14 protein-coding genes, 2 pseudogenes and 1 riboswitch are annotated in these 18643 nt (G+C 74.4%); of the genes and pseudogenes, 6 read left to right on the top strand and 10 right to left on the bottom strand.

Annotated features, from left to right (window positions below):
* Positions 1–114 precede the first annotated feature (114 nt).
* Positions 115–705 (bottom strand): hypothetical protein, encoded by a 591-nt coding sequence (locus CP968_RS34440; protein WP_189828929.1) that lies wholly within the window; start codon positions 703–705, stop codon positions 115–117.
* Positions 702–1010, bottom strand: coding sequence for a transposase (locus CP968_RS34435; RefSeq protein WP_208836025.1), 309 nt, complete (start codon positions 1008–1010; stop codon positions 702–704). The genes CP968_RS34440 and CP968_RS34435 overlap by 4 nt, the downstream gene beginning before the upstream one ends.
* Before the next feature lie 39 nt (positions 1011–1049).
* On the opposite strand from CP968_RS34435, the pseudogene CP968_RS29715 reads away from it, so the two are divergent.
* Positions 1050–1950: pseudogene (locus CP968_RS29715) on the top strand (penicillin acylase family protein); the annotation flags it as partial.
* A gap of 221 nt (positions 1951–2171) precedes the next feature.
* Here CP968_RS29715 and CP968_RS29710 read toward each other — a convergent pair.
* The 3 genes from CP968_RS29710 to CP968_RS29700 all read right to left on the bottom strand — a co-directional run bounded on the left by CP968_RS29710 (position 2172) and on the right by CP968_RS29700 (position 6245).
* Positions 2172–3311: a calcium:cation antiporter gene (locus CP968_RS29710; RefSeq protein ID WP_150520922.1), complete on the bottom strand. Its 1140-nt coding sequence runs from the start codon at positions 3309–3311 to the stop codon at positions 2172–2174.
* Positions 3312–3494: 183 nt separating this feature from the next.
* Positions 3495–5102 (bottom strand): acyl-CoA synthetase, encoded by a 1608-nt coding sequence (locus CP968_RS29705; RefSeq protein ID WP_150520921.1) that lies wholly within the window; start codon positions 5100–5102, stop codon positions 3495–3497.
* A 36-nt stretch (positions 5103–5138) separates the two neighbouring features.
* A complete protein-coding gene (locus CP968_RS29700; protein WP_150520920.1) occupies positions 5139–6245 on the bottom strand; it encodes an NAD(P)H-dependent flavin oxidoreductase in 1107 nt (368 codons plus the stop codon).
* A gap of 150 nt (positions 6246–6395) precedes the next feature.
* On the opposite strand from CP968_RS29700, the gene CP968_RS29695 reads away from it, so the two are divergent.
* Both CP968_RS29695 and CP968_RS29690 read left to right on the top strand, forming a co-directional pair.
* Entirely contained in the window at positions 6396–8282 is a 1887-nt protein-coding gene (locus CP968_RS29695; RefSeq protein WP_150520919.1) for a serine hydrolase domain-containing protein, read from the top strand.
* A gap of 293 nt (positions 8283–8575) precedes the next feature.
* A complete protein-coding gene (locus CP968_RS29690; protein WP_150520918.1) occupies positions 8576–9043 on the top strand; it encodes an isochorismatase family protein in 468 nt (155 codons plus the stop codon).
* Here the strand turns inward: CP968_RS29690 and CP968_RS29685 are convergent.
* Together CP968_RS29685 and CP968_RS29680 are read right to left on the bottom strand one after the other, a co-directional pair.
* A complete protein-coding gene (locus CP968_RS29685; RefSeq protein ID WP_373304075.1) occupies positions 9004–9372 on the bottom strand; it encodes a PRC-barrel domain containing protein in 369 nt (122 codons plus the stop codon). The genes CP968_RS29690 and CP968_RS29685 overlap by 40 nt on opposite strands.
* 113 nt (positions 9373–9485) lie before the next feature.
* Complete coding sequence (locus CP968_RS29680; protein ID WP_150520917.1) at positions 9486–9983, bottom strand: TspO/MBR family protein; 498 nt, start codon at positions 9981–9983, stop codon at positions 9486–9488.
* Between the two features lie 223 nt (positions 9984–10206).
* Between CP968_RS29680 and CP968_RS29675 the strand changes: the two genes are divergently transcribed.
* Positions 10207–10656: a nitroreductase family deazaflavin-dependent oxidoreductase gene (locus tag CP968_RS29675; RefSeq protein ID WP_150520916.1), complete on the top strand. Its 450-nt coding sequence runs from the start codon at positions 10207–10209 to the stop codon at positions 10654–10656.
* A gap of 43 nt (positions 10657–10699) precedes the next feature.
* On the opposite strand, the gene CP968_RS29670 is transcribed toward CP968_RS29675, so the two are convergent.
* Positions 10700–12859: a serine/threonine-protein kinase gene (locus tag CP968_RS29670; protein WP_150520915.1), complete on the bottom strand. Its 2160-nt coding sequence runs from the start codon at positions 12857–12859 to the stop codon at positions 10700–10702.
* On the bottom strand, positions 12841–13914 hold the full coding sequence (locus CP968_RS29665; protein ID WP_150520914.1) for an oxygenase MpaB family protein: 1074 nt from the start codon (positions 13912–13914) through the stop codon (positions 12841–12843). The genes CP968_RS29670 and CP968_RS29665 overlap by 19 nt, the downstream gene beginning before the upstream one ends.
* Positions 13915–14256: 342 nt before the next feature.
* Positions 14257–14479: riboswitch (cobalamin riboswitch) on the top strand.
* 166 nt (positions 14480–14645) lie between these two features.
* Here CP968_RS29665 and metE point away from each other — a divergent pair.
* Together metE and CP968_RS35080 are read left to right on the top strand one after the other, a co-directional pair.
* The gene (metE, locus tag CP968_RS29660; RefSeq protein ID WP_150520913.1) at positions 14646–16964 is read left to right on the top strand and encodes a 5-methyltetrahydropteroyltriglutamate--homocysteine S-methyltransferase; all 2319 of its coding nucleotides are present in this window, start codon (positions 14646–14648) and stop codon (positions 16962–16964) included.
* Between the two features lie 225 nt (positions 16965–17189).
* A pseudogene (locus CP968_RS35080) lies at positions 17190–17306 on the top strand (DUF4430 domain-containing protein); the annotation flags it as partial.
* 90 nt (positions 17307–17396) lie between these two features.
* Here the strand turns inward: CP968_RS35080 and CP968_RS29650 are convergent.
* Entirely contained in the window at positions 17397–18587 is a 1191-nt protein-coding gene (locus tag CP968_RS29650; RefSeq protein WP_150520912.1) for an acyl-CoA dehydrogenase family protein, read from the bottom strand.
* Between the last annotated feature and the right edge of the window lie 56 nt (positions 18588–18643).

The following is an 18643-nucleotide window of genomic DNA, read 5'->3' as shown; positions in this document are numbered from 1 at the left end:
TTCGGTCACGCGACCTGAAGAGCCGACGTGGTCATGACGGTCTCGTATTCGACGGGGGTCAGGCGGCCGGGAAGAACTCCATGGCCGCGCTGTCGCAGGCCACCCCGACTCTTCCTATCGAGCCGGCCATCTGGTGGCGGCCGAGGGCCCGGACGAGTTTCCGGGAGCGAAATTGCGATTCCCTGTCGCTGTGCAGGATGCATCCGGCGACGCTCTGTCGCCGGGCGACGGCGTTGTCCGGGGCGTTCGCTGCCAAGCGCGTTTGCTGAAGGCGTCCTTGACCGCGCAGAGATACAGCTTGCCCTCGCCGGTGGCGTGTTCGGCGATGTCGGTGAGCCACAGGCGGTCCGGGTCGGTCGCGGTGAAGACGCGGTTCACCAGGTCGTCGTGGACCGGCGGGCCCGCCTTCTTGGCCCGGCCACGTTTCTTGCCGAACACGCTCCACCACTGGTTGTCCCGGCAGATCCGCCAGGCGGTGCGGTCAGCCATGCCGACACCCGTGTCGCGGGCCTCGTCGGCCAGGAAGCGGTAGCCGAACTCCGGGTCGTCGCGGTGCGCGGCGAACAGCGCCTGCGCGCGGTGGGCCTTCTCGACCTCGGCTGCGGTCACCGGCTCGTCGAGCCAGCGGTAGGAGGGCTGCCTGGCGAGCTTCAGCACCCGGCACGCGACCGTAACGGGCACCCCGTCGCCGGCCAGATCCTTCACGCGCGGGTAGATCCTTTTCCCGGCAGGTTCGCCTGCGACAGATAGGCCGCCGCCCGCCGCAGGACCTCGTTCTCCTGCTCCAGCAGCTTGATCCGCCGACGCGCTTCCCTCAGTTCCGCGCTCTCCTGGCTGGTCGTCCCGGGCTTCACGCCGTCGTCGATGTCCGCGCGGCGCATCCACTTCCACAACATCATCGCGTGGACGCCGAAGTCGGCGGCCACCTGCTCGACCGTGACGCCCGGACCGCGGTTCCTCGCGACCCGCACGACGTCCTCGCGGAGCTCCTGGGGACAAGGCCTGGGCACAGCGACATCCTTCCCACCTGCCATGCATCGTGCGGCAGACCCTTCGCCAACTCCAACGACAGCGCCTGGCTGGCCAACCCGGAGCGGCCGCTGACCGGCTACGAGCGCGTCCGGGGCAATGTCGCCGCCCCGCGCGCTGCGCACCCGGGGCGCGATCGAGGACGCGTCGGCGATGGCCGCCCGGGGCCGGCTGACCGTGGCCGACCTCCAGTCCCAGCAGCTCGCGAACCGGGTACCGGCGGGCGACCCGGCGGCGGCCGACGCCGCGGCCGCGTGCGCGGCGCTGCCCGGTGGCACGGCGACGGGCGGCGACGGTGCCCCGGTGGACGTGTCGGCGGCCTGTGCGGTGCTGGCCGGCTGGGACCGTACGGCGGACGGCTCCAGCCGGGGCGCGCTGCTCTTCGACCGGTTCTGGCGGAAGCTGACGGCGGCGACGGCCGCGAAGGACCTGTGGCTGGTGCCGTTCTCGGCGGCCGACCCCGCGCGCACGCCCCACACCCTGGACCGGGCGGCGCCCGGGATCGGCCGCGCCCTCGCCGACGCGGTCGCCGAGCTCCGGGCGGCGGGGATCGCGCTGGACGCACCGCTCGGCGAGCACCAGTTCGTGGTCCGCGGCGGGGAGCGGCTGCCGGTGGGCGGCGGTACGGAGGCGTTCGGCGTGTGGAACAAGATCGAGGCGCCGTGGAACGCGGCGGCCGGCGGCTATCCGGAGGTCGTGCACGGCTCCGGCCACATCCAGGCGGTCGGCTGGAACGGCGGGGGCTGCCCGGTGGCGCGCACCCTGCTGACGTACGGCCAGTCCTCGAACTCGCGGTCGGCGTACTCCGCGGACCAGACCCGGCTGTTCTCGCAGGAGCGGTGGGTGACCTCGCGCTTCTGCGAGCGGGACATCCTGGCCTCGCCGCGGCTGAAGGTGGTGGGGCCGCGCGAGCTCCGCTGACGAGGTGGCCGGCCCGGCGCGGGGACTGTGCCCGCGCCGGGCCGGGGCACGGTCGGCTAGGCCGTCTCTTTCGGATCTTGTCGGCCGAGCCCGCGGCGTCTGGTGCCGTGCCTGGGCGTGCTGCCGGGGCGCTCGCGTACTGGACGTACGTGGTCGCCTCGGCAGTGCGGCCAGGCACGGTGCCAGGCGTCGCGGGCCCGGCAAGATCCGAAAGAGACGGCCTAGGGGCTGACCGCGAGGAACAGGAAGCCCGCGAACAGGACGAGGTGGACGCCGCCCTGGAGCAGGGTGGCGCGGCCGGGGACGATGGTCAGGGCGCTGACGACGACGGTGAGGGCGAGCAGCACCATGTGGATCGGGCCGAGGCCGAGGAGCAGCGGGCCGGAGAGCCACACGGAGGCCAGCGCGATGGCGGGGATGGTCAGGCCGATGCTGGCGATGGCCGATCCGTACGCCAGGTTGAGGCTGGTCTGGACGCGGTCGCGGCGGGCGGCGCGGACGGCGGCCAGGGTCTCCGGCAGCAGCACCAGGAGGGCGATGATCACACCGACGACGGCGTTGGGCAGCCCGGCGTCGGCGACCCCCTTCTCGATGGTCGGGGAGACGGCCTTGGCGTTGCCGACGACCGCGACGAGGGCGACGAGCAGCAGGCCGAGGCTGATGAGCGCGGCGCGCGAGGTGGGCGGCTCGGCGTGTTCGTCGTCCTCGCCCGCGGCGGCCGCCGCGGCGGCCTGCGCCGCCTCCTTGCGGATGCGCTTGGTGTCCACGGGCAGGAAGTAGTCCCGGTGACGGACCGTCTGGACGGCGATGAACAGGCCGTAGAGGGCGAGCGAGGCGACGGCGGCGAAGGTCAGCTGGGCGGTGGAGAACTCGGGTCCGGGCTTGCTGGTGGTGAAGGTCGGCAGGACCAGGCTGAGGACGGCGAGGGTCGCGACGGTGGCCAGGGCCGCGCCGGACCCTTCGGCGTTGAAGACCGCGACGCGGTTGCGCAGCGCGCCGACGAGCAGCGACATGCCGACGATGCCGTTGCAGGTGATCATGACGGCCGCGAAGACGGTGTCCCGGGCGAGGGACGCGGTCTTGGGTCCGCCGTCGGCCATCAGGGTGACGATGAGCGCCACTTCGATGACGGTGACCGCCACGGCGAGGACGATCGAGCCGAAGGGTTCCCCGACCCGGTGGGCGACGACCTCGGCGTGGTGGACCGCCGCCAGCACCGCGCCCGCGAGGCAGAGGGACACCAGGATCACCGCGTACGAGGGCAGATCGCGTCCCCAGCTGAAGACGAGCGCGATGAGTGCCACCACGGGGACCAGGACGGTCCAGTCGGTCAAAGGGGATCTGTGCGTTGCCGTACTCATATCAGCCAAGTTGCCAGAACTGTCCTCCTCATGCGCAGCAAGGCGCGCCTCCGGGGCCTTGACGTGGCGATTCTCACGAACATCCCGGGCGTGGCGGACGGGGACGGCCGCCGCCCGGCCGCGACGGCCGCCCCCACACGGGAGGACGGCGGCCGGGGCCGGGCGGCGGGCGGCGGGCGGTGCTCACACGGCGCGGTCGCGGCCCTCCCAGTACGGGTCGCGCAGCCGGCGCTTGTAGAGCTTGCCGTTGGGGTCGCGGGGCATCGCCCCGATGAAGTCGACCGTCTTGGGGCGCTTGTAGCCGGCCAGTCGGCGTTCGCAGTGGTGCAGGATCTCGGCCGCGAGGGCGTCGCCCGCCTCGAACCCCTCGGCGGGTTCGACGACGGCCTTGACCTCCTCGCCCCAGTCGGCGTGGGGGATGCCGAAGGCGGCGGCGTCGGCGACCGCGGGGTGGGTGAGGAGGGCGGACTCTATCTCCGCGGGATAGATGTTGACCCCGCCCGAGATGATCATGTCGATCTTGCGGTCGCGGAGGAAGAGGTAGCCCTCCTCGTCCATCAGCCCGAGGTCGCCGACCGTGAAGAAGTCGCCGATGCGGTTCTTCCTCGTCTTGCCCTCGTCCTTGTGGTAGCTGAAGCCGCCGGTGTTCATCTTGATGTAGACGGTGCCGAGCTCGCCGGCGGGCAGCCGGTTGCCGTCGTCGTCGAAGACGGCGAGTTCGCTGATCGGCCAGGCCCGGCCGACGGTCCCCGGCCTCTTCAGCCAGTCCTCGGCGGTCGCGAAGGCCCCGCCGCCCTCGCTCGCCGCGTAGTACTCCTCCACGCAGCGGCCCCACCAGTCGATCATCGCCCGTTTGACGTGGTCGGGGCAGGGCGCCGCTCCGTGGATGGCGTGCCGCATGGAGGAGACGTCGTAGGCGTCCTTGGTCTCCTGGGGCAGCGCGAGCAGCCGGTGGAACTGCGTGGGCACCATGTGGGTGTGCGTGCAGGCGTGGTCGTCGATGAGCCGGAGCATCTCCTGCGGGCTCCACCGGTCCATCAGGACCAGCGGGTGCCCGATGTGCAGGGCCGCACCGGCGAACTGCAGGACGGCCGTGTGGTAGAGCGGGGAGCACACCAGGTGGACGTTGCCGTCGAAGGGGCGGATGCCGAAGATGCCGAGGAAGCCGCCCAGGTACGTCTCCTCGGGGGCCTTGCCGGGCAGCGGGCGGCGGATGCCGCGGGGGCGGCCGGTGGTGCCGGAGGTGTAGTTCATGACCCAGCCGAGGGTGCGGCCCTCGGGGGGTGCCGCCGGCTGCCCGTCGAGGAGGTCCGCGTACGGCCGGAAGCCGGCGGGGGCGCCGTCCGCGGTTTCCGAGCCGCCGGTCCCCCCGCCGCCGGTCCCCTCACCCCCGACCCCGAAGCGGTGGCTCGCGGGCAGCCCGGCCTCGTCGGCGGCGGCGGTGGCCGCCTCGGCGAAGCGTTCGTGGGCGATGAGGACCTTGGCGCCGGAGTCGGAGACGATCCAGGCGATCTCGGGGCCGACGAGGTGGTGGTTGACGGGGACGAGGTAGAAGCCCGCCTGGGAGGCCGCGAGGTAGGCGGTGAGGAACTCGACGCCGTTGGGCAGGACGACGGCGAAGGCGTCCCCGTGCTCCAGGCCGGCCGCGCGCAGGCCGTGGACGAGCCGGTTGACGGCGGCGTGCAGGCGGCCGGCGGACCACTCCTCGCCCGCGGGGGTGACCAGGACGGTGCGGTCCGGGTCGGCCGCGGCCTGGGCCCAGAAGCCGTTCGGGTGCTGGGTGTCGGTCATGCTGCTGCTCGCTCCTCTCGGTCCGCCGCCGCCGGCTCAGGCCCGGCCGGCGATGCGGTTGATGCGGTCGAGGGCCTGCTCGAAGCCGCGGGTGAGGTCGTCGAAGACGGCCCGCACGCTGCGTTCGCTGTTCATCCGGCCGACGATCTGCCCGACGGGGGTGCCGAGCAGCGGCCGGACCTCGTGCTTCTGGATGCGGGAGACGGCCTCGGCCACCAGCAGTCCCTGGAGGGGCATGGGCAGGGGGCCGGGTCCGTCCGGGCCGTCCCAGGCGTCGGTCCACTCGGTGCGCAGTTGGCGGGCCGGCTTGCCGGTGAGCGCGCGGGAGCGCACGGTGTCTCCGGAGCCGGCGGCCAGGAGCTTCTCGGTGAGGGCCCGGGAGTGCAGGTCGGCCTCGGTGGTGGTGAGCCAGAGGGAGCCGAGCCAGGCGCCCTGGGCGCCGAGGGCGAGGGAGGCGGCGATCTGCTCGCCGCTGCCGATGCCGCCGGCGGCGAGGACGGGGAGCGGGGCGACGGCGTCGACGATCTCGGGGACGAGGACCATGGTGGCGATGTCACCGGTGTGGCCGCCCGCCTCGTAGCCCTGGGCGACGACCACGTCGATCCCGGCCTCGGCGTGGCGGCGCGCGTGCGTGGCGCTGCCGGCGAGGGCGGCGACGAGGACGCCGTGGTCGTGGGCGCGGGCGATGACGTCGGCGGGCGGGGAACCGAGGGCGTTGGCGAGGAGTTTGACGGGGTAGTCGAAGGCGACGTCGAGCTGGTTGCGGGCGACCTGTTCCATCCAGCCGGTGATGCGCCAGCCGGAGGCCTCGCCCTCGGCCAGCTCGGGCACCTGGTAGCGGGCGAGGGTGTCGCGGACGAAGTCGCGGTGGCCCTCCGGGATCATCGCCTCGATGGCGGCCTCGCTGATGCCGTCCACGGCCTTCTTGGCGGGCATGACCACGTCGAGGCCGTAGGGCTTGCCGTCGGTGTGCGCCTGCATCCAGTCGAGGTCGCGCTTGAGCTCGCCGGGGTCGGTGTAGCGAACGGCTCCGAGCACGCCGAATCCGCCCGCCCGGGTGATGGCCGCGGCCACCGCCGGGAAGGGCGTGAAGCCGAAGATGGCGTGCTCGACTCCGAGTGTCCTGCTCAGCTCCGTCTCCATGGGCGGCAGGATGCCGCAGCCCGGCGACCGAGGGAAGAGATTTTCTGATGCAGTGTCAGATTCTTTGCGGGCCGGTCGGTGCGGAGGTTGGGCGGCGGGCGGGCAGATACCCACTAGCGTGCGGCGCAGCCAGCAACAGGAGGGCCGGGCATGGACGGTACGGGGGACCACACGACGAGGGACCACACGACGGGGGACGGTGCGACGGCGGACGGCACGCCGGGGGGCGGCGCGCGCTCCGGGGCGCACGCCGGGGGCGGGGTGAGCCGGCGGCGGCTCGGGGCGCGGCTGCTCGCGCTCGGCGGGGTGCTGGTCCTGCACGCGGCGCTGCCCGCCGGCTCCGCGGCCGCGGGCGGTCCGGCCGAGCGGCGCGCCCTCCAGGGCCTGCGCCTGCGCTACGGGTCCGCGCGGCAGGCCGGGCTGCTGGAGCGGCATCTGGAGGGGGTGGCCGACGAGGCCCGCCGCTTCCTGGGCCCCTCCCCCGAGCACCCCTACTACGCGGGCGCCGTGGTCCTCGCGGGCCGGGGCCGCACGGTCGCCCTGCACCGTGCCATGGGCGACGCCGTGCGGTACGCGGACTACGACGGCCGCACCGACCGGGCCACCGCGTACCCGGCGGCCGAGCGCATCGCGATGGCCGAGGACACCGTCTTCGACCTGGCCTCGCTGACGAAGCTGTTCACCTCGATCCTGGCCGTCCAGCAGATGGAACGGGGACGGCTGGAGCTGGAGGCGCCGGTGCGCCGCCACCTCCCCGAGTTCACCGGCGGCGGGAAGGAGCGGATCACGGTCCGTCAGCTCCTCACCCACACCTCGGGGCTGCGCTCCTGGGCGCCCTTCTACCAGGAGTCCACCCGGGCGGGACAGCTGAGGCTGCTGTGGTCGGTGCAGGCCCAGGAGACCCCGGGCAGCGTCTACCGGTACTCGGACCTGAACCTCATCACGCTCCAGCTGCTCCTGGAACGGATCACCGGCCGCACGTTGGATGTCCTGCTCCACGACGAGATCACCGCTCCGCTCGGGATGCACCGCACGCGGTTCAACCCACCGCTCTCCTGGCGCAGGGTGACCGCCGCGACGGAGGTGCAGCGCCCTCCGTGGTCCGGCCTGGACCGCGGGCTGGTGTGGGGCGAGGTCCACGACGAGAACGCGTACGCCCTCGGCGGGGTCGCCGGCCACGCCGGCGTCTTCGGCACGGCCTGGGACCTGGCGGTCCTCGCCCGCACCCTCCTCGACGGCGGGGCCTACGCGGGCCGGCGCATCCTGCGTCCCGGCTCCGTCGAGCTGCTCTTCACCGACTACAACACCGCGTTCCCCGGCGACGACCACGGCCTGGGCTTCGAGCTCTACCAGCACTGGTACATGGGGGCGATGGCGACCCCGCACTCCGCCGGCCACACCGGGTTCACCGGTACCTCCCTCGTCCTGGACCCCTCCACCGACTCCTTCCTGGTCCTGCTCGGCAACGCCGTCCACCCCGTGCGCACCTGGCGGGCCGGCAGCGCGCCCCGGGTGGCCGTCGGCAACCGCTTCGCCCGCGCCGTACCGGTCCGCACCCGGCACGGGGGCGCGGCCTGGTTCTCGGGCATCTCCCCCGGCGGCTCCGGCACGCTCACCCTGCCTCCGCTCACCCCGGCCGGCGCCGCCGCCCGGCTGCGCTGCGCGGTGTGGTGGGACACCGTCCCCGGCGCGGGCGCGTTCCACCTGGAGGCGTCGGCCGACGGAGAGACCTGGCGGCCCCTGCCGTTCAGCACCGTCCGGTCCACCGGCGGTACCCCCGAGCAGTGGCCGCGCGGCTGCGCGGGCGGCTGGTCGGGACGGGTGTGGCACCGCCTCGAAGCGCCGCTGACGGCGGCCTGGGCCGGCCGCGAGGTCCGGCTCCGCTTCCGCCACGCCGCGACCGGCCGCTACGTGGGCCGGGGGGTCTACGTCGACGTCGTCCGCGTGTCCGAACCGGGCCGCCTGCTCTTCTCCGACGACCGCCCCGCGGACGCCGCCCGCCTGGACCCCATCGGCTGGACCCGCTCGGCCGACTAGGTCGTCTCTTTCGGATCTTGTCGGCCGAGCCCGCGGCGTCTGGTGCCGTGCCTGGGCGTGCTGCCGGGGCGCTCGCGTACGGGACGTACGTGGTCGCCTCGGCAGTGCGGCCAGGCACGGTGCCAGACGCCGCGGGCCCGGCACGATCCGAAAGAGACGGCCTAGGGCGCGCCGGCCGGGGGCGCTCCCCGCGGCCCGCGCCACCCGGGCGATGCGCAAGGCGAGTTGGAGTTCGAGCGCCCGGTCGGGCCGCTGCCAGTCGCGGCCCAGCAGCCGGGCCATGCGGTCCAGGCGTGCCGTCCACGACGACCCGCGCGACCCGCGCCCTCGTGCCGATCGACCAGATGCCGCGCGTCATCGCCCTGCCGCTCGCCCCGCACTCGGGGGACGAGGTGCTCGCACGGTGCGGCCGGCTGGCGGAGGCGTTCCGCGCCGCGGGCGAGCCCGTGGTCCTGGTCCGCGTCGAGCACCCGGCACCGCCGCACGGCGCCCGGGCAGCGGGCTCGCCGACGTCTCGCGCGGCCCGGCGGCATCGAGGTCGGCGAGCGGACATCGGCGCCTTCCACCGCACCGGCCTCGACGAGCGGCTGCGCGAGCGGGGCGTGGACACCAGGGTGCTGGCCGGGCCGGTGGCGACGACGGGCCGGGCGGAGCACTGTCCCGGGACCCGGCGGACGGGTGGTCCGTCGGACGGGCCTCGGACGGCCGGCCCGACGGGTCCTCAGACCAGCGGGCCGCCCAGCGGGCCCATGCCGCCGTAGTACTTGCTGATCTCGTTGCGGTAGTCGGGGTCACCCAGGTGGTGCGCGCGGTGGAACTCGGGGGCCGACTTGATCTGCTCCTTGGTGCGGTCCACGTAGACCGTACGGGCCTCGCGGTCGATGCCCGTGACGGTGCCCGCCGGGAGCATGACCTCCTTGCCGAAGATCCACACCCCGGTGTCGACGACGAGGTAGGCGTCGGAGACGTCCACGGAGTGCTTGTCCACCTTGCCGATGCCGCCGTCTACGGCTTCCACCGAGAAACCGATCAGGTCCTCCCCCGTGGGGTCGATGATGCCGGTCCGGTAGGCCCACATGGTGTCGTTCACGGTCGGTCGCTCCTCGGCTTCGCAGGTCGTCCCGGCACCGCCGGCCGGCGCTGCCTCCTGGACAGCCCACTGCCCCCGCGCCCGCCGAACATGCGCCCCCGTCCGCGCCCCGCTCAGCCGCCGAGGACCAGGACGGCGCCGTTCAGCGCCGTCGCGAACGCCACCCACAGCAGGTACGGGACCAGGAGCCAGGCGGCGGGTCGGTGGGCACGGGCGAAGGCGGCGACCGTGCCGACCACGGCGGCGAGCAGCAGCACGATGTCCACCAGGGCCCACCCGTACGCCCCGGCGCCGAAGAACAGCGGCGTCCACAGCAGGTTCAGCAGGAGCTGGGCGGCCCACCACACCAGGGCGGGCCGGCGGGCCGCGGCCGTCCCGCGCAGCAGCACGAGCCAGGCCGCGACGGCGAGGGTGCCGTACAGCACGGTCCAGACGGGCCCGAAGACCCAGCCCGGCGGCGCCCATCCGGGGAGCCTGAGGGAGGCGTAGACCTCTCCCGCGTCGGCGGCGGCGAGGCCGCCGAGCGCGGCGACGGCGTAGCTGACGGCGAGGAGGACCAGCAGCAGCGGGACGGGGCGCCGCGGCAGGGGGACCGTGGTGTCGGAAGGCATGGGTACCGCTCCCTGGGTGGCGGGTCCGGGTTCGAGGGCCGGGCGGTGGCCGCGGGCGCGGGCCGCCGTCCTCCTGCTCTTCCCCGGCGGGGGGCGGCGCGGATGCGCCCGCGGTGCGGCGCCGGGGCATGGACGGCGTGGCTGCGGGCAGGAAGAGCCGTTGGCAAGGATCGTTGAGCGTTCCCGCAAGAGGCACGAAGGACACGAAGGAAGGCCGATCCCCATGACGAAGGACATCGACTGGGACCACCCGAACGACCCGCGGGAGGGCACGTGGCAGCTGGACCACGTGAAGCTGTACGCGGGCTCGAACGGCGCCGAGGGCCACCGCTGGAACGGCACCCAGACCCTCCTGCTCACCACGGTGGGCCGGGTCTCCGGCGAGCCCGTGCGCACCCCGCTCATCTACGGGGAGGCCGACGGCCGCTACCTGATCGTCGCCTCCAAGGGCGGCGACTCCGCGCACCCGCTCTGGTACCGGAACCTCACCGAGCACCCCGAGGTCCGCATCCAGGTCGGTCCGGAGGTCATCCAGGGCGTGGCGCGCACGGCGACGCCCGAGGAGCGTGCCGCGTACTGGCCGGTGATGGTCGGGCACTGGCCCGCGTACGACGAGTACCAGACGAAGACGGACCGCGAGATCCCGATCGTGGTCATCGAACCCCTCGCGTAGCGCGGTCCGGGGAGGCGGGGCCCGGGCCGGGGCGCTTTCGGGGTCACGGCTCCCGGTGGCACACCCGGCCGAGTCGCTCCAGGCAGTGCGCCTCGTCGGCGTGGGCCAGGGCGGTGTCCGGGTGCGCGTCCCCCTGGGCCCGTTCCCGGATGCCCGCGAGGTCCCGGTAGACGGGCAGCGCCTCCTCCCAGCGGCCCAGCCGGCCGAGGCCGGCGGCGAGTTCCCGCCGGCTGATCAGGGTGTCCGGGTGCTCGGCGCCCAGGAACCGGGCCCGGAGCGCACCCACCTGGCGGGCCTCGGCCACCGCCTCCTCCCAGCGCTCCAGCCGGCCCAGGTTGACCCCCAGCACGTGCCGGGCGCGGAGGGTCTCGGGGTCGGTGGCGCCGTAGGCGCGGGTGCGGTCGCGGACCAGGGCCCGGAACAGGTCGAGGGCCTGGGCGCTGTTGCCGGTGCGGCCGAGTGCGATGCCGGTCTCGTACCGGGCGGCCAGGGTGTCGGGGTGGTCCCGGCCGAGGACGCGCTCCCGTACGGCGGCCACCTCGCGGAAGCCGGACAGGGCCTCCTGCCAGCGGTCCAGGCGACCGAGGGCGTACGCCTCCTCGTAGCGGGTCAGCAGGGTGTCGGGGTGCTCGGCGCCCAGGACGGCGGTCCGGTCGGCGGCGACCTCGGCGGCGGCCGTGTGGGCCTCCGCGAACCGGCCCAGCGCGCCCAGGGCGCAGGCCAGGTTGTGCCGGCAGCGCAGGGCGTCGGGGTGGCGGGGGCCGGTGGTGCGCTCGCGGGCGAGGAGCACGGCGCGGTAGATCGCGTGCGCCTCGTGGTGGCGGCCGAGCCGGCCCAGCTCGTACGCCGTCTCCTGGCGCGCGGCGAGGGTGTCGGGGTGGTCCGGGCCGAGGACCCGCGCCCGACCCTCGGCCACGGATGTGTACATGGCGAGCGCCGCCTCGGGACGGCCGGCCCGGCTGAGCGCGAAGGCCCGGGTGTGGCCCGCGGCGAGGGCGTCGGGGCCGGTCTCGCGCGGGCCGGGGAGGCGCGGGACGCCGTACTCCGCGGTGAGTCGCGGGTCCTCGGCGGGCGCGGGGCGGCGCGGGCCGCCGGGGACGGCGTCGGCACCCGCCTGGGGCCACGGCAGGGAGGCGGCCGCGACGGCGGCCCCGGTCGCGGTGCCGTGGTCCGGGCGGTCGGAGGACGGGCGGTCGGAGGTGCGCGGGGCCGTCCAGGAGCCGGTGAGGACGGCCCAGGCGCCGCTCGCGGGGCGGGCTTCGATGCCGGCCTTGCGGCCGGCGGTCATGTCCCGGGCCCACTCGGGGAGCGGCGCCCGGGCTCCGGGCGGCCCGCCGTGGGCCCCGCCGCGGGCCTCGACGAGGCGGCGGTGCAGGTGGCGGGCGTCGCCCGGCCGGTCCTCGGGATGCTTGGCGAGCAGGTCCAGGACCACCCGATCGAAGTACTCGGGCAGCTCGGGCCGGTGCTCGCGCGGCGGCACGGGCGCGGTGTCGCGGTGGCCGACCAGCACCGACCAGGAGTCGCCGAGGTCGAAGGGCGGGGCCCCGGTCGCGATCTCGTAGAGGACGCAGCCGAGGGAGTAGAGGTCGCTGCGGTGGTCGACCTCCCCTCCCGCGATCTGCTCGGGCGACATGTAGTGCGGGGTGCCCATCGCCATGCCGCCGCCGGTGAGCTTGGCGGTGAATCCGATGTCGTGGGCGAGCCGGGCGATGCCGAAGTCGCAGATCTTCACCGTGCCGTCGGTGAGCCGCATGATGTTGGCCGGCTTCAGGTCGCGGTGGACCACGCCCTGGTCGTGGGTGTAGCCGAGGGCGGCGGCCATCTGCTCGGCGATGTCGAGCACCACCTCGACGGGGAGCGGGCGGGCCTCGTTGTCCTCCAGCAGCTGGCTGAGGTTGCGGCCTTCGAGCAGCTCCATGACGAGGTAGAGGCAGCCCCCGGTGGCGCTGTCGTCGCCGAAGTCGTGCACGACCGTGACGCCCCGGTGCTGCAGGGCCGCCGCGACGCGCGCCTCGCGCCGGAACCGCTCGCGCAGGACTTGGGTGAAGTGGGCGTCCTGTTCGGCGCCGATCGGTTTCAGGCACTTCACGGCGACCTGCCGGCCCAGCGACTCGTCGCGGGCGCGCCACACCTCGCCCATGCCGCCGCGCCCGATCAGATCGAGCGACCGGTACCGGCCCTGGATCAGTCTGGACTCCGCCATGTCTTGAAGTCGCCCCCGTCGTTGTGCCACGCCCTCCCCGGCCCGTCCAGTATGGCCGCTGATGTACGCAGTGTGTACGGGGAGGGGCGACTCCCGGGGCCCAGGCGACGCATCGCTCTCACGATGTGGCCCGGTGGCAACTGCCAGCGCAAACCTGCGGGAATACTGCGCAAGGCGTGACCTGTGAGACGCAGGCGACGGGTGGTGCTCCGCGGGGCCGGAGCGGGGCGGCCGTACAACCGGTGGGCCCAGCCGGGCAGGCTCGCGTAGGCGAGGCCGGCGAGCGGACGCCACAGCAGGTTTCGGCCAGGGACGAGGAGGGGGTGGATCGGCGGGCTGCGGAGGAAGTCGTCCACGGCGTGCGCGTCCGCACCGGCGGCGAGGACGGGGCGGACCGCGTCGAAGTACGCGGCCAGGGCCGCCGTACCGGCGGGGACGGCGGCCGGGTCCAGGCCCACGAGGCGGGCGTTGGCACGGTTCTCGTCCACGTAGCGGTCGGCCTGGGCGGGGGTCAGCGGGACGCCGGAGCGGCGCAGGACGTGCAGGAAGCTGTCGATCTGCGCGCAGTGGACCCACAGCAGCAGCTCGGGGTCGTCGACGGGGAACCGGAGGCCCGTCCGCGGGTCGGTGGCGGAGAGTCGGCGGTGGATGGCCCGGACGCGGGCGCCGGCGCGTTCGGCGGCGTCGGTGGTGCCGTAGGTGAGGGTGCCGACGAAGTCGGCGGTGCGCAGCAGGCGGCCCCAGGCGTCGGCACGGAAGTCGCTGTTCTCCATGACGCCGCGCACGGCGCGCGGGTGCAGGGCCTGGAGGTAGAGCGCGCGGACCCCGGCGATCCACATCACCGGGTCGCCGTGGCACTGCCAGGTGACGGAATCCGGCCCGTACAGCCCCGGATCGGGGCCGGGCGCGGGGCGCGTCGCGGTGGTTCGCGCACCGGGCGCCGGGCACGCCGCGGCGGCCTCCGGACCCGGTGCGGGGTGCGTCGGTCCGGCGGAGTCCGGTGCTCCTCCGGTCGACGGGGTGCCGTGTGAGGGGGTGCCTCGGTCCGTACCCATCGCCGTACCTCCCTGTCGCGGGCGCACCCGGACCTTCCAGGCTACCGACGCGCGCCCGCGCACGGCAGGCCCGCGGCGGTTCCGGCTTCGCGCGGGCGCGCGGGAGCCCGGTGCCGCGCCCGGAAGGCCCGGAGGGCGCCCGGAAGGCCGCGACCGCGCGCACGGGGTCCCGGGGGGGGGGACCGCGCGCCGCCGAGGCCGCCTCCGCACCCCGTTCCCCACACCGTTGCGCACTGCGGTCCGCACCCCGTGAGCCCCGCCCCAACGACACCACCCGTCCCACGTGTCTCAGTTCACGGTCCGCGATGTGGGAATCTCCGGCCGTTCTCGACCGCGGGGGCCTACGCTGCCCCTGCAGCTGGTTCGCCCCGTCCGCCAGGCGGGATGCGTCGTAAGAGGGAACCCGGTGGGAATCCGGGACTGCCCCGCAGCGGTGAGCGGGAACGACCGCCGTCATACGCACTGGGCCCGTACGGGTCTGGGAAGCGACGGCCAGTAGGTGCCCGCCGGGAGACCGGCAGGCGAGCCCGCGAGTCCGAAGACCTGCCCGTTGCCCGCACGCGTCCGTTCGCGTGCGGTGATCCCGGTGACCTCGTGGGCGGGTCGGCGCAGATGTCAGGCGGAGTGTCCGCGCGTACCCCGTACGCGGCGGCGGCGACCGTCCGGCACGTCACCCCTCCCCCGCGGTTCCGGGCTGTCTCACGACACGCACGCTCGCGAAGGAGAGTCACGTGACAACCGAGTCCGCAGCCACGGCCGCCCGCGCCACCGTCCACGGTTACCCCCGCCAGGGCCGCAACCGCGAGCTCAAGAAGGCCGTCGAGGGCTACTGGAAGGGCCGCGTCGACGCGGACGCCCTCCGGGAGACCGCCCGGGAGCTGCGCCGCGGCAACTGGCGCCAGCTCGCCGACGCCGGCATCCACGAGGTCCCGACCGGCGACTTCTCGTACTACGACCACGTCCTGGACACCAGCGTCATGGTCGGCGCCCTGCCCGCCCGCCACCGCGCCGCGGTCGAGGCGGACCCGCTGGACGGCTACTTCGCGATGGCCCGCGGCACCCAGGACGTGGCGCCGCTGGAGATGACCAAGTGGTTCGACACCAACTACCACTACCTGGTGCCCGAGCTCGGCCCCGACACCGTCTTCACCGCCGACCCCGGCAAGCAGGTCGCCGAGCTGACGGAGGCCCTCGCACTGGGGCACACCGCCCGGCCCGTCCTGGTGGGGCCCCTGACCTACCTGCTGCTGGCCAAGCCCGCTCCGGGCGTCGCGGACGACTTCGTGCCGCTCACCCTGCTCGACCGGCTGCTGCCCGTCTACGCCGAGGTGCTGGCCGCCCTGCGCGCCGCCGGAGCCCGGTGGGTGCAGCTCGACGAGCCGGCGCTGGTCCAGGACCGCACCCCGGCCGAACTGAACGCCGCCGCCCGCGCCTACCGGGAGCTCGGCGCCCTCACCGACCGTCCCAAGCTGCTCGTCGCCTCCTACTTCGACCGGCTCGGCGAGGCCCTGCCGGTGCTGGCGAAGGCGCCGGTGGAGGGGCTGGCGCTGGACTTCACCGAGGCCGCCGCGGCGAACCTGGCGGACCTGGCGGCGGTCGGCGGACTGCCCGGCAAGCGGCTCGTCGCCGGCATCGTCAACGGCCGCAACATCTGGATCAACGACTACCAGAAGTCGCTGACCACCCTGGGCACCCTGCTCGGCCTCGCCGACCGGGTGGACGTGGCCGCGTCCTGCTCGCTGCTGCACGTCCCGCTGGACGCCTCCGCCGAGCGGGACGTCGACCCGCAGATCCGCCGCTGGCTCGCCTTCGCCCGGCAGAAGACCGCCGAGATCACCACGCTCGCGCGCGGGCTGGCCCAGGGCACCGGCGCCATCGCCGCCGAACTCGCCGCCAACCGGGCCGACCTGGCCTCCCGGACCGGCTCGGCCATCACCAACGACCCCGCCGTACGGGCCCGCGCCGCGGCCGTCACCGCGGGCGACACCCGCCGGGCCCAGCCCTACCCCGAGCGGGCCGCCGCCCAGCGGGCCCACCTGGGGCTCCCGCTGCTGCCCACGACGACCATCGGCTCGTTCCCGCAGACCACCGAACTGCGCACGGCACGCGCCGATCTGCGGGCCGGACGCATCGACACGGCCGGGTACGAGGAGCGCATCGAGGACGAGATCCGCGAGGTCCTGGCCTTCCAGGAGAAGAGCGGCATCGACGTGCTCGTGCACGGCGAGCCCGAACGCAACGACATGGTGCAGTACTTCGCCGAGCAGCTGACCGGCTACCTCGCGACCCGGCACGGCTGGGTCCAGTCGTACGGCACGCGCTACGTCCGCCCGCCGGTCCTGGCCGGTGACATCTCGCGCCCCGAGCCGATGACGGTGCGCTGGACGGCCTACGCCCAGGCGCAGACGGCCCTGCCGGTCAAGGGCATGCTGACCGGCCCGGTCACCATGCTCGCCTGGTCCTTCGTCCGGGACGACCAGCCCCTCGGCGACACCGCGCGGCAGGTGGCGCTCGCGCTGCGCGACGAGGTGGGCGACCTGGAGGCCGCCGGCACGGCGGTCATCCAGGTCGACGAACCCGCCCTGCGCGAGACGCTCCCGCTGCGCGCCGCCGGCCACGCCGGCTACCTCGCCTGGGCCACCGAGGCCTTCCGCCTCACGACCTCCGGGGTGCGGCCGCAGACCCAGATCCACACGCACATGTGCTACGCCGAGTTCGGCGACATCCTCCGCGCCATCGACGACCTCGACGCCGACGTCATCAGCCTGGAGGCCGCCCGCTCGCACATGCAGGTGGCCGACGAGCTGGCGGGCGCCGGGTACCCGCGCGAGGTGGGTCCGGGCGTGTGGGACATCCACTCCCCGCGGATCCCGTCCGCCGAGGAGGCCGCGGCCCTGCTCCGCAAGGGGCTGGAGGCCATCCCGGCCGAACGCCTGTGGGTGAACCCGGACTGCGGCCTGAAGACCCGCGGCTGGCCCGAGACCCGGGCCTCGCTGGTGAACCTCGTCAGCGCGGCCCGTACGGTGCGCGCCGAAATCACCTCTGCCTGAGGGAAGTTGACAGCCCGTACGATGCGAGCTGCCCCGGCCCCCACGGGCCGGGGCACACCACCGAATGCGCGCACAGCCGGGGGAAGCCCATGTGAATCCGGCGCTGACCTGCAACCGTGAACGGCCCGTCCGGGCCGTGAGTCGGAGAACCCGGGTGCGACGCGCACTGCCTCCCACGGTCACGGTCCGCAGCGCGAAGCCACCGGCCCCGGGCCCGCCCGCCCCGGCGGCGGTTCGGCGTACTGGAGCGTCTCGGTGAACGGGACGCCCACCCCGGTCGGCGGCTGCCGGTTCAAGCTGAACGCGGGTGACCGGGCGGCCTTCACCTGGACCTCCTTCTGATCCGTCCGCAGATCCGTGCGGCGCCCGGGTGCCGCGGGCCGGGCGACCGGCCGGCGGCGCCGTCGGGCGGCCCGGGCCGGGCCGGGCCGGTCAGCGGCGGACGCGGGGCATGCCCAGGCCGATCCAGGAGATGATCTCGCGCTGGATCTCGTTGTTGCCGCCGCCGAAGGTGAAGATCACCGCGCTGCGGTAGCCGCGTTCCAGTTCGCCGTGGAGGACCGCGCCGGCCGAGCCGTCCTTGAGGGAGCCCGCCGCGCCGACGACCTCCATGAGCCAGGCGTAGGCGTCCCGGCGGGCCTCGGAGCCGTACACCTTGACCGCGGAGGCGTCCTGGGGGGTGAGGGTGCCGGCCTGGACGGCGTTGACCATCTGCCAGTTGAGCAGTTTCATCGCGTCGAGCCGGACGTGCGTGCGGGCGAGGCGGCCGCGGACCCAGGCGAGGTCGATGACGCGGCGGCCGTCCGCCAGCCTGGTGCCGGCGGCCCAGCGTTGGACGTCGTGGAGGGCGCGGATGGCCATGGTGCCGTGGGCGGCGAGGGTGACGCGTTCGTGGTTGAGCTGGTTGGTGATCAGGCGCCAGCCCTTGTTCTCCGCGCCGACGCGGCGACTCGCGGGGACCCGGATGTCCTCGTAGTAGCTGGCCGTGGTGTCGTGCGAGGCGAGCGTGTTGATCAGGGTGTACGAGTAGCCGGGGTCGGACGTCGGCACGAGCAGCATGGTGATGCCCTTGTGGGCGGGGGCGGCCGGGTCGGTGCGGACGGCGAGCCAGACCCAGTCGGCGGTGTCGCCGTTGGTCGTCCATATCTTCTGGCCGTTGACCACGTAGGTGCCGGTGTCCTCGTCGCCCTCGCGGACCGCGCGGCAGGCGAGGGCCGCCAGGTCGGTGCCCGCGTCCGGCTCGCTGTAGCCGATGGCGAAGTCGATCTCGCCGGCCAGGATCTTCGGCAGGAAGTACGCCTTCTGCTCGTCGGTGCCGAACTGCATGAGGGTCGGCCCGACGGTGTTGAGCGCCATCAGCGGCAGCGGCACGACGGCCTGGGCGGCCTCGTCGAAGAAGATGAACTGGTCCATGGGCGACATGCCCCGCCCGCCGTACTCGCGCGGCCAGCCGACCCCGAGCCACCCGTCGGCGCCGAGGCGGCGGATGGTCTCCCGGTAGAAGCGCTTCTGTGCGGCCGGGTCCTCGTAGCGGGCGTAGACGTCCTCCGGGACCAGCTCGGCGAAGTAGGAGCGCAGCTCGGCGCGCAACTGCTGCTGCTCAGGCGTGTATTCGAGGTGCACGGCGCCTCCGGGGGTCTCGCGGTCCAGCCGGTCGCTGGCGTGGCGGCGGTCAGACT

Source organism: Streptomyces subrutilus, assembly GCF_008704535.1.
Taxonomy (GTDB): domain Bacteria; phylum Actinomycetota; class Actinomycetes; order Streptomycetales; family Streptomycetaceae; genus Streptomyces; species Streptomyces subrutilus.
This window is presented reverse-complemented; position numbering and strand designations above follow the sequence as displayed.